This window comes from Streptomyces olivochromogenes (genome assembly GCF_021538895.1).
GTDB lineage: Bacteria > Actinomycetota > Actinomycetes > Streptomycetales > Streptomycetaceae > Streptomyces > Streptomyces olivochromogenes_A.
This window is the reverse complement of record NZ_JADDRL010000031.1, coordinates 71,821-87,372: the sequence shown is the minus strand read 5'-3', so window position 1 is coordinate 87,372 and position 15,552 is coordinate 71,821. Positions and strand designations below refer to the sequence as shown.

The following is a 15,552-nucleotide window of genomic DNA, read 5'->3' as shown; positions in this document are numbered from 1 at the left end:
GCGGCATCACCGAAGCCCTCGACCCGCCGAAGAGCGGGGCGAGCTGGAAAGGGTTCTTCCGGCTGCGGCACGGCACTGCCAAATGAAAAAGGGCGCGTCGATGTTCCGAGCGGTCGAATTCAGTCAGGAATTGAGGGAGTTGAACACATGAATCACGAAGCCCTTGCGCGGGAAATGCGCGGGCTGCGCGAGCGGGTGACCGGAATCACCGATACGGCCCTCGCGGCCGCCGACGGAATGCTCATCGCGGCCGACACCGCCGAGACGATCGACCCGGAGGGCCTCGCCGCCCTCGCGGCCGCCGGCCTCGGCCTCGCGCGCCGCACCGCCGAGGCCACCGCGCGCGGGGTGCTGCGGCAGACGGTGACGTACGGCAGCCACGGCTGCGTCGCGTTCTACGCCGTCGGAGACACCGCGCTGATGGTCGTCCTCGGCGACGAGGGCATGGATGTGGACCGCCTGCACCGGGCGACCTATCCGGCCCTCGACCGCATCGGTTCGATCCTCACCGACAAAACGCCAGAGGGAGTGTGACGAAGGATGGCCACGAAGCGTATGACTCCGGGTTTCTCCGACCAGGTGATGAGCCTGGTCAAATCACTGCGAACGGACGCCCCCGACTGCCTCGCGGCCGGGTGCGTGGACATGTCCACCGGGATGCTGCTGTCCTACGAGACCGTCGACAACCATCCGCCGGAGGTCCTGGACCTGCTGGCGGGCGCGACCCTCGACCTCTTCCAGGGGCGCACGGTCGTGATGATCGAGGACCTCTTCAAAGAGCGCCGGGGCACCACCGATGACGGGCACTTCTTCCAGGAGATCCTGGTCAACAGCGAGAACCTCACCCATCTGTTCCTGCGCATGAACGAGCAGCAGGACGTGGTCGCCGTCGTCGTGTGCCGCAAGTCCGTCAACGTCGGCATGCTGCTCGCCCAGGCCCGGAGGGTGGTGCGGGAGCACAGTCTGTGACCGCACGGAACGTGGGCCCCTCCGGTCGGGAAGGGGCCCACGCGAGGGTGCCGGCTACTCGGTGCGCAGTCCGTCCGGGCGCATCAGCCGCAGCAGCGGCGGCAGGCTGAGCAGCGTCACGGCGAGGACGACCGCCGCGCCGATGCCGGTCATGGACAGGACGCTCGCCCAGTCCACGGTCACCGGGGTGGACGTCATCTTCAGCAGTACCGCGCCCAGCGTCAGACCCACCACCGAGGCGAGCAGCAGGCCCAGCGCGATCGGGATCGCCGTCTGCCACAGCACCGACAGGCCCAGCGTGCGGCGCCGGGTGCCGAAGGCGACCAGCGACGACAGCAGCTTCTTGCGTTCGCGCAGCTGCTCCAGCTGGGAGACCAGCAGGCTCGCGCCGATCAGCACGAGGACGCAGGTGGCGCCGACGAACAGGCCGGTGCGGATGGCCCGGAACTCCTTCGTCTGTTCACTGGCCCCGAGGGTGAACACGTGCGCCAGCGGGTCCAGCCGGGCCGCCGTGTTGCGCGCGTGTTCGGCGGCGTCCGGCACGGAACCGTCGAGCGACAGGAACACCTTCTGGTACAGACCGTCCGCCGCGCCCTTGGGCAGCGCGCTCGGGGTGAACAGCAGGCCGCTGCGCGCGTAGCCGGACGCATCCTTGCGCTGTCCCGCCGTCTTCAGGCCGGAGGACACCTTCCAGGCCGTCGGGTGCTTCGTCTCCCCGCTGTACGCCGGGTCGAAGTACACGGTGGCGCCCGGTTCGGTGAGCCGCTTCGTCTTGGCGTCGTACTCGCCGTCGAGGATCCGGAACATGTCGCCGTCCCGGCAGGACGTCAGGCGCGCCACCTCGCGCAGCTGCGCGCAGGTGCCGACGGCGATCTCCAGCGAGGTCTCGGGGTCCTTCGCCCGGTCCCCGGCCCAGGACTGCGCGATGGCCGACGCGCGGCGCACACCCTCGGTCCCGGCGAGCTGCCGGCCGGCCTCGGTCAGCGGGACGCCGGTGTTCAGGGAGACCTCCATCTGCGCCCGGTTCAGGTCGTTGGCGGTCTGCTTGGTGTAGTCGCCCTCGACCCCGGCGAACAGCATCTGCAGCGCGATCGCCCCGGCCACCGCGACGGCGATGCCGTTGACCATGCGGGCGGCCGAACCGCTGCTCAGCTGGAGCCTGCGCACGGCCAGTTGCCAGGAGACCGAACCGGAGTTCAGCCGTGCCACGACCGTCTCGACGACCCAGGGCAGCAGCGCGGTGACACCGACGAGCAGCAGCACGGTGCCGCCGATCACCAGCCACTGGTTGAAGTCCCCGTTGGAGTTGCCCTGCCCGATCATCGGGTACAGCAGCCCGAGACCGGCCAGCGGCAGCAGCAGCCGCCACCACAGCCGGCGGCGTGGCGGCTTGGCCGTACGGACCACGCCGAGCGGTTCGATGACGACTCCGCGCAGCGCGAACAGCGTGACCAGCACGGCCGCGGCCGGTACCGCGACGGCGACCAGCAGGGCGAGCAGGGGCGACGGGTTCAGGTCGCTCGGGAACACGCTGACGTCCCGCACCGAGAGCGAGGACGCCAGCTGACGCCCGATCAGGAAGAAGGCGGTGCCGAAGACCAGTCCGAGCAGCGCCCCGGCGAGCGCCTCGCCGCCCGCGATCCGGCGCGCCATCCGCCCGTCCGCGCCGATCAGCCGGAGCGCCGCGAGCCGCCGGTCGCGGCGCTCGCCGCCGAACCGCACGGCCGCCGCGATGAACACCGCGACCGGCATGAGCAGCACCACGAAGATCATCAGGATCAGCAGGATCAGCACCGGGTCCAGCCGCTCCTGCGTGCGGTTCTGCGAGGGCCCGAAGTAGTTGATGCGTTCGATGTTGTCGCCGGGCAGACGCTTGGCCAGGCCCGTGGCGCCCGCGTAGTAGGCGAGTTCGGCGGGCCCGATGAGTCCGGTCCGCTCGATGGTCCCGGTGATCCGGTAGGGCAGGCGTTCGCGCAGCAGCTTGCCGGAGCCGGAATCCAGCAGCTCCTTGAGCGCGGGCGAGACGACCATCTCGCCCTTCGCGGGGAACCTGCCGAGACCCGGGGGCAGCGGCGCCCGCGTGCCCTCCGGCTCCAGGAGCCGGCCGCGGATGTCCTTGCTGCGGAACGTCGTGCTCGCGTCGGCGATGACGACCGTGTTGTCGGCCTTCGGCAGCGTCTTCCCGCTGTAGGTGAAGTCGTCCCGGGCCTCGCTGCGGCCGTTGCGTTCGGCCAGGGCGTTCGGTATGGCCGTGGTGAGCAGCAGCAGCGCCACGCCGAGACCGACGCCGACGGCGGTCAGCAGTGCCCGGACCCACCCCTCGCGTCCGCCGGTGAAGGCGAAGCGGACCCCCATGGACAGGTCCCGGGCGATCCCCCAGTTTCTCGCCTTCACCGGCGGGGGCGGAGCCGTCGGCGCCGGGCTCACCTGCGTGGGCAGGGCCCCCCGTGCCGGGCTCATACGATGCGCTCCATGTCCCTGGACTTGCCGTCCCGTACGACGATCTCGCGGTCCGAGTAGGCCGCGACCCGCGCCTCGTGCGTGACCAGCACGACCGCCGCGTTCGTCGACCGGGCCGCCTCGGTGAGCAGCTCCATCACGCGCTCGCCGTTGAGCGAGTCCAGGGCGCCGGTGGGCTCGTCGGCGAAGAGCACCCGCGGGCCGGTGACCAGCGCACGCGCGACCGCGACTCGCTGCCCCTGGCCGCCGGAGACCTCTCCGGGCCGCTTGCCCTTGAGGTCGTCGACCTCCAGGCGCTGCATCCAGCTCAACGCGGCCCGCTCGGCCTCCTTGCGGGAGGTGCCGTTCAGCCGGAGCGGCAGGGCCACGTTCTCCACGCAGGTCAGCTCCGGCACGAGCTGCCCGAACTGGAACACGAAGCCGAACTCCGAGCGCCTGAGCGCGCTGCGCTGGGCGTCGCTCATGGTCGCCATCTCGCGCCCGTCGTACGTGATCGAGCCCGAGTCGGGCGGCACGATGCCGGCGAGGCAGTGCAGCAGGGTCGACTTGCCGGAGCCGGAGGGGCCCATCACCGCGACGACCTCGCCGGGGTGGATGGAGAACTCGGCGCCGTCGAGCGCGAGGGTCGGGCCGTAGGCCTTGCGCAGTTGTTCGGCCGCGAGCAGGGAACCGGGAGGAGGAGTCACTGGGCCACCGCCTCACGGAGCTTGTCGAGCCGCGCGGCCGTCAGCTCCAGCCAGCGCAGGTCCGCTTCCAGGTGGAACAGCGCGTGGTCGCAGATCAGCTGGTCCGCCAGGTCGCCGCGGCGCTTGCGGTCGGTGAGGATCCGCATGCTGCGCAGGTGCTCGGAGCGCTGGGTGTCGAGGATGTCGGCCGCGTTGCGGTGGGTCAGCAGCGCGAGGACGACCTTGGTGTAGAGCGTCGACTGGAGGTACTCCTCCGGCTTCTCCGGCGTCGCCAGCCACCGCTCCACGTCGGTGATGCCGGCGTCCGTGATCGCGTAGCGCTTGCGCTCGGGGCCGCCGCCGGCCTCGATCCCGTCGACTTCGACCATCCCGTTCTTCAGCAACCGGGACATCGTCGAGTAGACCTGGCCGTAGTGCAGCGGCCGGTCGTGACCGAACTTCTCGTCGAAGGCCCGCTTCAGGTCGTAGCCGTGTCGGGGGCCGGACTCCAGGAGTCCTAGAAGAGTGTGACCGATGGACATGGCAGCACTCTACATACGGTGTATACCCCCTATGTATACGCCGAGTGTGTAGATCATGGCGGGGCGTACGACTGTGCAGGTGGGGCCCCATTGTCACGGTTCTGATACAGGCGACCGCCCACGTCTGGCCAGGGGGCCGTGCCCCGGGGCAGGCGGCCGGACCCGGTCAGCTGCGGCCGACGCTTGGGCGCGGCGCCCTCGGCGGGTTCCGTCACTGGTACAGGGCCCCCGCGTTGAGTACGGGCCGCGGTGCCCTGTCTCCGCACGGGACCACCATCAGGTTGGACAGCGTCGCCGCCTCCACGCGCGCGTGCGGCTCGCCCGCGAGCTTCTCGGCGTTGCCGCGCAACGAGAGGCCGTCCTCGCCGTGGGCGTCGTACGGGCACTCGATGGCGATCTGCCGGACGGCCGTCTCGGTCTGCGTGGCACGAAGCGCTCGTAGTCGTCCATCTCGAAGGTGGCCTGGGCGGTGGCCTGGACCTTCCAGGCCACCACCGCGGCGAGCTCGACCGGGTTGCCGTAGGCGTAGTTGACCTTGGGGACGGCGGTCTCGTGGCTGCGCACCCAGGCGGAGACGCGCGTCCGCGAGGTGAACGGGTTCACCCGGCGCAGCCCGCCCTGCCGGACCGTCCCGCGGTGGCGGCCGAAGAGCTGGGTCACCCCCGCGAGCCCGTAGTCGACGCTGTGCGCGGGGCACTTCCGCATACGTGGGGCGGGTGTCTCGGGTATGCCGGGGGTCTCACTTTTTGTCGGGAGGCAACCCCGCGCGCCCGTCAGCCGTCGGTTCCGTTGGAACGGGGTGCTGATTGTCACGTCCCTAAAAGGGCGGATCGGAGCCTCTTTGTCATATAGACGGGTGTTAGCTTGCTGAGCTGACCTCACGACCGAAGCGGAGCTGACGGAGCCATGGGACGAGCGGAAGAGAGACGAGCGCGGCAGCGTGGTGGCCGCCGCGCGGCGCCCAAGCGTCGCTCCCGGCCCGTCGCGAACGGCGCGAGCGGTGTGAACGGCGCGAGCGGTGCGAGCGGTGCGAGCGGAAAGCCGGCGAAGAGCTTCATACGCAGGCTCTTCACCTGGAAGAAGATCCTCGGCACGTTCTTCGGCTTCTGCCTGCTCTGCATCGGCTCGTTCATCGTGCTGTACCTGATGGTGGACGTCCCCACGGGCAACCCGGCCGCGGAGCAGCAGAGCAACGTCTACAAGTACAGCGACGGCTCGATCCTCGCCCGGGACGGCAAGGTCAACCGTGAGATCGTCGACCTGACCAAGGTGCCCAGGAAGGTCCAACTGACCTTCGTGGCGGCGGAGAACAAGAACTTCTACCACGACCACGGCATCGACTTTAAGGGCACCGCCCGAGGCCTGATCAACACCCTCTCCGGCAAGGGCAAGCAGGGTGGTTCGACGATCACCCAGCAGTACGTCAAGAACTACTACCTCAACCAGGACCAGACCGTCACGCGCAAGCTGAAGGAGCTGGTCATCTCGTTGAAGGTGGAGCGCCAAAAGGGCAAGGACGACATCCTCGCCGGCTACATCAACACCAGCTACTACGGCCGCGGCGCCTACGGCATCCAGGCCGCCGCGCAGGCCTACTACCGGGTCGACGCCGAGGATCTGTCGGTCGAACAGGGCGCGTACCTCGCCGCGCTGCTCCAGGCGCCGAGCCAGTACGACTGGGCGGTCGCCTCCGCCACCGGCAAGAAGCTGGTGACGCAGCGCTGGAACTACGTCCTGAACAACATGGTCGAGGAGGGCTGGCTGGACTCGGCCAAGCGCCAGTCCATGAAGTTCCCCGTGCCCAAGGACCCGAAGGGCACCCCGGGCCGGGAGGGCCAGAAGGGCTATCTGATCGAGCTCGCCAACAAGCAGCTGGAACAGCAGCTGATGGACGAGCAGGGGATCAGCCGCTCCGACGCGGAGGCGAAGGTCGAGAACCAGGGCTGGACCATCACCCTGAACATCGACAAGAAGAAGCAGACACAGCTGGAGAAGGCGGTCAAGAGCCAACTCACCGCCAAGCTCGACAAGAAGAAGCGCAGGGTCGACGGCGACGTCCAGGCCGGCGCGGTCTCGGTCGACCCCAAGACGGGGAAGATCGTCGCGCTGTACGGCGGCGTGGACTACTTCAAGCACTACGTCAGCAACGCCACCCGCCGCGACTACCAGCCCGCGTCCACGTTCAAGCCGCTGATCCTGGCCGCCGCGCTGGAGGACGACGCCGAGACCCAGAACGGCAAGCAGATCAGCGCCAGCACGATCTACGACGGCACCAGCCGCCGCCAGGTCGTGGCGAACGGCTCCAAGGTCGGCTTCGCCCCGCCCAACGAGGACAACCAGAACTACGGCCCCATCACCGTCCAGAAGGCGATGAACAAGTCCGTCAACTCGGTCTTCGCGCAGATGGGCGTCGACGTGGGCATGGACAAGGTGATGGGCACCGCCAAGAAGCTGGGCATGGACACCGAGGGCATGCAGGCGGTGCCCGCGCAGACGCTGGGTTCCATGGGCGCCAGTCCGCTGGAGATGGCCGGGATCTACGCCACCTTCGACAACCACGGCAACAAGGTGACGCCGACCATCGTCAAGTCGGCCGAGAAGAAGAGCGGGAGCGTCCAGATGCCCAACCCGATCGGCGGCCCGGTGATCAGCCGTACCGCCGCCGACGGGGTGACGTCGGTGCTGACCGGAGTGGTCGACGACGGTACGGCGTCGGAGTCGGTGGCGCAGAACTCGCAGCGCGACGGCCAGCAGGTGGCGGGCAAGACGGGTACGTCCGACTGCAACCGGTCGGCCTGGTTCACCGGCTACACCCCGGACCTGGTCACCTCGGTCGGCCTGTTCGGTGAGGCGGGCAAGGCCGGGGGCAAGGGCTGTGACGGACAGCCGATCAAGAGGTTCGACCATGTCTCCCTGAAGGGCGCGATGGGCGGCGGCCGGGTCAACGGCGGGGGTCCCCCGGCGGAGATCTGGGCGACGTACACCTTCGGCGTCACGAAGCGGTCCAAGTTCGACCTGAACACCACGCAGGGCGCGGCCGTCGAGCCGACGGAGACCCCGACCTGGACCTACCACCCGACGCAGACCCCGTCCACGACGCCGTCCAGCACCCCGTCGAAGTCCACGACGCCGAGCCAGACGCCCAGTCAGACTCCCTCGCAGACACCGAGCCAGACGCCGTCCCAGACGCCGAGCCAGTCGCCGACCACCGGGCAGCCGACGGGCGGCGTCACGGACGACCCGCTCAATCTCGACGACCAGTAGGGCGGTCGGCCGGTCGAGCACTCGGCCGGCCGGTGCGGCAGACAGGGCGAAGGGCGCCCGGGAGATCCCGGGCGCCCTTCGCCCTGTCCGTTCGAGCTAGTTCCGGTTCAGCTCGAACCAGACCACCTTCCCGGTGCTCAGGCGCGTCGCGCCCCAGCGCCGGGCCAGCTTGTTGACCAGGTACAGGCCGCGGCCGCCCTCGTCCGTGGCGCGCGCCTGGCGCAGCCGCGGCAGCTGGGGCACGTCGTCGCCGACCTCGCAGCGCAGGACGTCGGTGCGCAGCAGGCGCAGGGTGACCGGGCGGGACGCGTAGCGCACCGCGTTGGTGACCACCTCGCTGACCAGCAGCTCGACCGAGTCCGACAGCTCCTCCAGGCCCCAGCGGGCCAGCGCGCGCCGGGCCAGCCGGCGGGCCCGGCCGGGGGCCGCGTCCTCCGGCTCCAGGAACCAGTACGCCACGTCGCTCGGCGCGATCCCGTCGAAGCGGGCGGCGAGCAGCGCGATGTCGTCGTCCCGGTCGCCCGGACCGAGCATGTCGAGCACCTCGTCGCACAGCGCTTCGAGCGGCGGCGGGTGGTCGGGACCGGTCAGCTGCGCGGTCGCGGCGAGCTTCTCGCGCAGCTGCTCTATGCCGGTCCACACGTCGCGCAGCCGGGACTCGACCAGGCCGTCGGTGTACAGGAGCAGGGTCGCTCCGGCGGGCGCGTCCAGCTCGACGGCCTCGAAGTCGACTCCGCCGACGCCGATGGGCGCGCCCGGCGGCACCCGCAGCACCTCGGCCCGGCCGCCCAGGTGCAGCAGGACGGGCGGCGGATGACCGGCGTTGGCGATCGTGATGCGGTGCGAGACCGGGTCGTAGACGGCGTACAGGCAGGTCGCCATCCGGTCGGTGCCCAGGCGCTGCGCCTGCTCGTCGAGGTGGTGCAGCACCTCCTGCGGGGGCAGGTCGAGCCCGGCCAGGGTCTGCGCGGTGGTGCGCAGCTGGCCCATGATCGCGGCAGAGGTCATGGAGTGCCCCATGACGTCGCCGACGACGAGCGCGACCCGGCTGCCGGGCAGCGGGATGGCGTCGTACCAGTCGCCGCCGACCCGGGCGGTCTCGGCGGCGGGCAGGTAGCGGGAGGCCAGCCGGACGCCGGTCGGGCGGGGCAGGGTCTCCGGGAGCATGGTGCGCTGCAGCTCGTCGGCGATGTAGGCCTCGCGGCCGTACAGCACCGCCTTGTCGATGCCCAGAGCGCTGTGCGTGGCCAGCTGGGCGGCGACCAGCAGGTCGTCCGCCTCGAAGGCCAGCCGCTCCGGGCGGCGCAGGAACAGCGCGGCGCCGATGACCCGGCGGCGGCCGCGCAGCGGCGCGAGGATCGCGTGCTGGCCGTCGGGGACGACCGACTCGCCGCCCTCGCCGAGGAGTTCGGGCAGCGCGGCGCGGGCCGCGGGCGCGTCGGCGAACACCGGACGCACCCCGCGCAGTACCTCGTTCAGCGCGCCGCCCGGCCGCACCTCGCACAGCTCGGCGGTCAGCGCGGACAGGCCGGACAGGTCGGACAGGTCGGCGAAGTCGGGCTCCGGCGCCGGTACGGGCAGGAAGCCGCCCTCGGTGTCCCGTTCCTCCGGGATCCGGTCGGTGCGGCGCAGCCGGAGCACCACGGGGCCGGTGGGGCGCTCGTCGCCGACCGGCAGCGGGTCGCGCAGGTAGACGAGGATCGCGTCCGAGAAGGTCGGCACGGTGGCCCGGCACAGGCCCATCACGATCTCGTCGAGGTCGATGCCGCGGGCGATCCGCCGGGTCGCGGCGCCCACGAACCGCAGCCGGTCCCCGTCCCGCCGCATGGGCATGGGCCGCCCGGGCGGCACTCCCCGCCCGGTACGGCGCTCCTGGCCGCCCTGGGCCCGCTCCTGCTCGGCGCTCGGCTGGGGCGGGATGCCCTCCGGCACGGGCGTGGGACGCGGGCGGTGGGCGTCGGGCTCGGCGGAGTCCGGCTGGGCGTGCTCGGGGCCGTTGACTGGGGTCTCCTTCCCCTTGCCGCAGGGCGTGCCGGTGCCCCGCGCGACGGGCGTCTCGCCGGTGCTGCGGGCCTGCGCGGGTAAGGCGGTGGCGCTCAGCGGCTTCGGGGAACGCAAGAGCGCCCCGCGGGCCTCCGCGGGGTCGGCGCCCGGCTGCGGGCGCTCGTAGGAGGTGGGGTGCTCCGTCACGCGTGTCGAATCCGTCCGTCCGGGGCTGCGCGCCGCGCGCGCAGTTCGTCCCGCAGAAGTCCCGATACCCGGAATACGTGCCCCAGGAACGGGATTCCCGCGTGGTCAGAGGTTGTTCCTGTGCCGGCGGCGCATGCGGAGCCGCGCAAGGACCGTCTGCGGCCCCCAGGGCCGGCGGCCCTGACCGTGTTGCCCTCGTCCTCGCTCACGTCCTGCCGCCCCTCGGTGACGTTCGGTCAAGTCCGGCCCGTGTTCCGGGAGTTGTCGCTGCATGCCCTTGCGGAGGACGATCCTACGGTTGTGGACCGGGGGCGCAGCAAGAGTCTCATGAGGACACGTGCGCGGGCGTCCGGTCCCAGTCCTCCGGCAGTGACGGTACCGCCCAGGAGGGATCCGGGCGCCAGTGCTGCCAACCGTCGGAGAACGGCGGGCCCCAGGCGCGGATCACCTCCACGGCGGCCAGCCCCGCCTCCCGCACCCGGTCGGCGAGCCGTATGTCCATCAGACCGTCCCGTTGTGCCTGTGCGAACTCGTCCTCGTCGCGCCAGTGCCAACTGCCGTCGGGCTGCACGGAGATGTCCAGAAAGTGGTCCTCGGAGTCCACTCCGCCGTCCCAACGGGACAACGGCTCCTCAAGGTTGACGTACCAGTTCTTGAAGCGCCAGCCCGGCTCCCAGAACAGCCACACGGACCACGGCTCGCTGGGCCGGGCCAGCTTGAGCACGCCCGTGCCGAACCACCGGTCGCGCTGCACGGCCCGCGGCTTGGTGTACCGGGACTCCAGCGGCTCGACGTGCACGGGCGTGCCGTCGGCCAGCACCGGGCGCGTGCACTCGGTGCCGGGGGCCAGCCACACGGCGAGCAGCTCCGTGTCGTCGCGCACGACGGTGACGGGGCGGACGATGTGCAAGCGCGCGCCGGCGTTCTCCCGGTACCGCCACAGGATGTGACTCCCGGGCGCCCAGAAGCCCGGCGTGCCCCTTGCGCCGCTCGCTTCCCCGCGTTCCACGCGTCTCACCGCTCCGCCGTCTGCCATGCACAGATATTAGGTGTCGCAGTCGTACGACGCTGCGGCGCGGGTCACGGTTCTGCTCCGGTGGACACAAGCGTCCACAAGGGGTCACGGACGCGTCATACGCAGGACATCCAGGGCCTCGTCGAGCTGTTCCAGGGTGAGGTCGCCGCGCTCCACGTACCCGCCCTCCAGCACCACCTGACGGATAGTCCTGCGTTCCGCGAGGGCTTTCTTGGCCACCTTGGCCGCTTCCTCGTAGCCGATGTATTTGTTCAGCGGGGTGACCACGGAGGGTGACGACTCGGCGTACTCGCGGGCCCGTTCCCGGTCGGCGACGATGCCGTCGACGGTGCGGTCGGCGAGCAGCCGGGAGACGTTGGCGAGCAGCCTGACCGACTCCAGCACGTTCTTGGCGATCACCGGGAGCATCACGTTGAGCTCGAAGTTCCCGGCGGCGCCGGCGGTGGCGATGGTCGCGTCGTTGCCGATGACCTGGGCGCAGACCATGAGAACGGCTTCCGGGACGACCGGGTTGACCTTGCCCGGCATGATCGAGGAACCGGGCTGGAGATCGGGCAGATGGATCTCGGCCAGCCCCGTCCGCGGTCCCGACGCCATCCACCGCAGGTCGTTGGAGATCTTCGTCAGCCCGACGGCGATGGTCCTGAGCTGGCCACTGGTCTCCACGATCCCGTCGCGGGCGCCCTGCGCCTCGAAGTGGTCGCGTGCCTCCGTCAGCGGCAGCCCCGTGGCGCGGGCCACCTCCTCGATGACGGCGGCGGAGAACCCGGGCGGGGTGTTGATCCCGGTGCCGACGGCGGTGCCGCCCAGCGGCAGCTCGGCGAGCCGGGGCAGCGAGGCCCGCAGCCGCTCGATCCCGTACCGCACCTGGGCGGCGTACCCGCCGAACTCCTGCCCCAGCGTCACGGGCGTCGCGTCCATCAGATGGGTCCGCCCCGACTTCACCACGTCCGCGAACTCCTCGGACTTGCGGGTGAGGGAGGCGGCGAGGTGCTCCAGGGCCGGGATCAGGTCGCGGGTGACGGCGGCCGTGGCGGCGATGTGGATCGAGGACGGGAAGACGTCGTTGGACGACTGGGAGGCGTTGACGTGGTCGTTGGGGTGGACGTCCCGGCCGAGCCGCTCGCTCGCCAGCGTCGCGACGACCTCGTTGGTGTTCATGTTCGACGAGGTCCCGGAGCCGGTCTGGAACACGTCGATGGGGAAGTGCGCGTCCCACTTCCCCTCGGCGACCTCCGCGGCCGCCTCCTGGATCGCCTCGGCGATGTCCTTGTCGAGCACCCCGAGCCCGGCGTTCACCTTGGCGGCGGCCGCCTTGATCCGGGCGAGCGCCTCGATGTGGGCCCGCTCGATGCGCTGGCCGGAGATGGGGAAGTTCTCGACGGCACGCTGCGTCTGGGCCCGCCACTTGGCGTCGGCGGGGACACGGACCTCGCCCATGGAGTCGTGCTCGATGCGGTATTCGCTCATGTCGCTTATAGCGACGTGGGCGGCCGGGATGTTCCGGACTGTGGGCCGCCCGGGTGCAGGGCGGATCACGCCCGACCCGCCGACGCGACCTCGGCGCCGACCGTCCCGGAACGCGCGACCGCCCCTCCCGTCGGCGTTGCCGGGAGGGGCGGTCGGGGGTCGGTGACGGTCGGCCGGCACTGGGTCGGCCCGGCGCCCCGTACCGGGATCGACGTGAACGTCGGCTGCGGGGCCGGGTCTGAAGAAGGGGCGGCGGGGGCGAATTCCGTCCCCGGCCGCCCCGAAAGGCACTACGCGAGCCCGGGTCCCCGCACGGGGATCGAGGTGAACGTCGGTGCCGGGGCCGGGTCCTGGAAGAAGTCGTTGCCCTTGTCGTCGACGACGACGAACGCCGGGAAGTCCTCGACCTCGATCTTCCAGACGGCCTCCATGCCGAGCTCCTCGTACTCGACGACCTCGACCTTCTTGATGCAGTCCTGGGCGAGGCGGGCGGCGGGGCCGCCGATGGAGCCGAGGTAGAAGCCGCCGTGGCTCGCGCAGGCGTCGGTGACCTGCTTGCTGCGGTTGCCCTTGGCGAGCATCACCTTGGAGCCGCCCGCGGCCTGGAACTGCTCGACGTAGGAGTCCATGCGGCCGGCCGTGGTCGGGCCGAAGGAGCCGGAGGCGTAGCCCTCGGGGGTCTTGGCCGGGCCGGCGTAGTACACCGGGTGGTCCTTCAGGTACTGCGGCATCTCCTCGCCCGCGTCCAGCCGCTCCTTGATCTTGGCGTGCGCGATGTCGCGGGCCACGACCAGCGGGCCGGTGAGGGACAGGCGGGTCTTCACCGGGTACTTGGTGAGCTCGGCGAGGATGTCGTCCATCGGCTGGTTCAGGTCGATCCTGACGACGTCGCCGTCGGACTCCAGGTGCTCGTCCGTGGTCTCCGGCAGGAAGCGGGCCGGATCCTTCTCCAGCTGCTCCAGGAAGACACCCTCGGCGGTGATCTTCGCGACCGCCTGACGGTCGGCCGAGCAGGAGACGGCGATCGCGACCGGGCAGGACGCGCCGTGGCGCGGGAGGCGGATCACGCGGACGTCGTGGCAGAAGTACTTGCCGCCGAACTGCGCGCCGATGCCGATCTTCTGGGTGAGCTCGAAGACCTTCTCCTCCAGCTCCTTGTCCCTGAAGCCGTGGCCCAGCTCCGAGCCCTCGGCGGGGATCTCGTCCAGGTAGTGCGCGGAGGCGTACTTCGCCGTCTTGAGGGCGTACTCGGCGCTCGTGCCGCCGACGACGATCGCCAGATGGTACGGCGGGCAGGCGGCCGTGCCCAGCGAACGGATCTTCTGCTCCAGGAACTTCATCATGGAGGCCTCGTTCAGGACGGCCTTCGTCTCCTGGTACAGGAACGACTTGTTGGCGGAGCCGCCGCCCTTCGCCATGAACAGGAACTTGTACGCGCCGCCGTCGGTGGCGTACAGCTCGATCTGCGCCGGGAGGTTGGAGCCGGTGTTCTTCTCCTCCCACATGGTGAGCGGAGCCATCTGCGAGTAGCGCAGGTTCAGCTTGGTGTAGGCGTCGTAGATGCCGTGGGACAGGGCCTTCTCGTCCTCACCTTCGGTGAGGACGTTCTGGCCGCGCTTGCCCATGACGATCGCCGTGCCGGTGTCCTGGCACATGGGCAGCACGCCCGCCGCCGCGATGTTCGCGTTCTTCAGGAGGTCGAGCGCGACGAACTTGTCGTTGCTCGACGCCTGAGGGTCGTCGATGATCCGGCGCAGCTGCGCGAGGTGGGCCGGGCGCAGGTAGTGCTGGATGTCGTGGATGGCCTCCTCGGCGAGCTTGCGCAGCGCCTCCGGCTCCACCTTGAGGAACGTCCGCCCGTCGGCCTCGAAGGTGGAGACACCTTCGGAGGTCACCAGCCGGTAGGGGGTGGTGTCCTCTCCCATGGGGAGCAGATCGGTGTACGCGAACTCAGGCATCTTTGCCCATTCCTCACTCGACAGACGGCGGCCCGTCAGCGCCGACGGGCCTCACCAGCGTAGAACCTGCCACCGGCGGGGAACCTGTGAGGTAGGGCTCAGTTCGCGACGCGCGGGGTTGTCCACACCCCTAGTCGCGATCTATCGCGTTTCGGTACGCTGCTGTCGTGGACCTTCAGAAGCACGCCCAGCCGGAGAGCGCGGCGCCGACCGTGGCCGAACTGCGCGCCTCGGACGCCGACCGTGACCGCATCGCCGACATCCTGCGCGACGCCCTCGCCGAGGGCCGTCTGACCGCGGACGAGCACGCCGAGCGCGTCGAGGGGGTGCTGAACGCCAAGACGGTCGGCGAGCTGGAGGTCTTCATCCAGGACCTGCCCGCGGGTCACCAGCGCCCCGCGAGCGCGGCCTACACGCCGGTGCCGCCCCGCCCGACCCCGGGCGCGATACCGACGGAGGCCGACGCCAACGTTGTCGCGGTGTTCAGCTCCGCCATGCGCCGCGGGCGCTGGCGCGCCGGGCGCCGGCTGCACGCGTACGCCGTCTTCGGCACCGTGGAGATCGACCTGAGCGAGGCGATCTTCGAGTACCAGCAGGTCGTGATCAAGGCGATCGCGGTCTTCGGTGACGTCCAGATCCGCGTCCCGGAGAACGTGTCGCTGCGCGGCACCGGCGGCGGTGTCCTCGGCAACTTCGAGGTGAGCCCGCTGGATTCGGTCGAGTCCGAGGCTCCGGTGGTTTATGTCGACGGGTGGGCCGTCCTGGGCAATGTCGAGGCGCGCCCCAAGCGCGGAAAGCTCGTCGCGGACATCCTCGACCGCGTTCAGCACAAGGTCGACAGGAAGTTGCGCAAACATCTCGACCGTTGACGGTCGCGAATTCGACCGGTTCCCAAACGAATCGATCACGGCGCAGGTGGCTCACAGGGTCGTGAACAAGCCGCCGCGCTCCTGCGGTTGGGAACGCAGTGCATAGGCCCGCGCACAGCGGGTAGGGCT

General features: G+C 70.5%; 11 protein-coding genes and 1 pseudogene. 4 read left to right on the top strand and 8 right to left on the bottom strand.

Features of this window, described 5'->3' with window-relative positions:
• The first annotated feature begins 147 nt into the window (after window positions 1-147).
• A complete protein-coding gene (locus tag IPZ69_RS18000; protein ID WP_235455156.1) occupies window positions 148-534 on the top strand; it encodes a roadblock/LC7 domain-containing protein in 387 nt (128 codons plus the stop codon).
• Window positions 535-540: 6 nt separating this feature from the next.
• Window positions 541-969 (top strand): hypothetical protein, encoded by a 429-nt coding sequence (locus IPZ69_RS17995; protein ID WP_235455155.1) that lies wholly within the window; start codon window positions 541-543, stop codon window positions 967-969.
• Between the two features lie 54 nt (window positions 970-1,023).
• Here IPZ69_RS17995 and IPZ69_RS17990 read toward each other — a convergent pair whose 3' ends face one another.
• The 4 genes and pseudogenes from IPZ69_RS17990 to IPZ69_RS17975 all read right to left on the bottom strand — a co-directional run bounded on the left by IPZ69_RS17990 (window position 1,024) and on the right by IPZ69_RS17975 (window position 5,413).
• Window positions 1,024-3,324, bottom strand: a complete 2,301-nt coding sequence (locus tag IPZ69_RS17990; protein WP_235455159.1) for an ABC transporter permease — start codon at window positions 3,322-3,324, stop codon at window positions 1,024-1,026.
• A 101-nt stretch (window positions 3,325-3,425) separates the two neighbouring features.
• A complete protein-coding gene (locus IPZ69_RS17985; protein ID WP_235455154.1) occupies window positions 3,426-4,115 on the bottom strand; it encodes an ABC transporter ATP-binding protein in 690 nt (229 codons plus the stop codon).
• A complete protein-coding gene (locus IPZ69_RS17980) occupies window positions 4,112-4,636 on the bottom strand; it encodes a PadR family transcriptional regulator (protein WP_235455153.1) in 525 nt (174 codons plus the stop codon). Before IPZ69_RS17980 ends, IPZ69_RS17985 begins: the two co-directional genes overlap by 4 nt.
• 211 nt (window positions 4,637-4,847) lie before the next feature.
• Window positions 4,848-5,413: pseudogene (locus IPZ69_RS17975) on the bottom strand (SPFH domain-containing protein).
• A 129-nt stretch (window positions 5,414-5,542) separates the two neighbouring features.
• On the opposite strand from IPZ69_RS17975, the gene IPZ69_RS17970 reads away from it, so the two are divergent.
• On the top strand, window positions 5,543-7,900 hold the full coding sequence (locus tag IPZ69_RS17970) for a transglycosylase domain-containing protein (protein WP_235455152.1): 2,358 nt from the start codon (window positions 5,543-5,545) through the stop codon (window positions 7,898-7,900).
• Between the two features lie 96 nt (window positions 7,901-7,996).
• Here IPZ69_RS17970 and IPZ69_RS17965 read toward each other — a convergent pair whose 3' ends face one another.
• The 4 genes from IPZ69_RS17965 to IPZ69_RS17950 form a co-directional block, all read right to left on the bottom strand.
• A complete protein-coding gene (locus IPZ69_RS17965) occupies window positions 7,997-10,090 on the bottom strand; it encodes a SpoIIE family protein phosphatase (RefSeq protein ID WP_235455151.1) in 2,094 nt (697 codons plus the stop codon).
• 325 nt (window positions 10,091-10,415) lie between these two features.
• Entirely contained in the window at window positions 10,416-11,126 is a 711-nt protein-coding gene (fomD, locus tag IPZ69_RS17960; RefSeq protein WP_235455150.1) for a cytidylyl-2-hydroxypropylphosphonate hydrolase, read from the bottom strand.
• Window positions 11,127-11,210: 84 nt separating this feature from the next.
• Window positions 11,211-12,596 (bottom strand): class II fumarate hydratase, encoded by a 1,386-nt coding sequence (locus tag IPZ69_RS17955; protein ID WP_235455149.1) that lies wholly within the window; start codon window positions 12,594-12,596, stop codon window positions 11,211-11,213.
• A 290-nt stretch (window positions 12,597-12,886) separates the two neighbouring features.
• Window positions 12,887-14,554, bottom strand: a complete 1,668-nt coding sequence (locus IPZ69_RS17950; RefSeq protein WP_235455148.1) for a fumarate hydratase — start codon at window positions 14,552-14,554, stop codon at window positions 12,887-12,889.
• Window positions 14,555-14,721: 167 nt separating this feature from the next.
• On the opposite strand from IPZ69_RS17950, the gene IPZ69_RS17945 reads away from it, so the two are divergent.
• Complete coding sequence (locus IPZ69_RS17945; protein ID WP_235455147.1) at window positions 14,722-15,423, top strand: DUF1707 SHOCT-like domain-containing protein; 702 nt, start codon at window positions 14,722-14,724, stop codon at window positions 15,421-15,423.
• Window positions 15,424-15,552 lie beyond the last annotated feature (129 nt).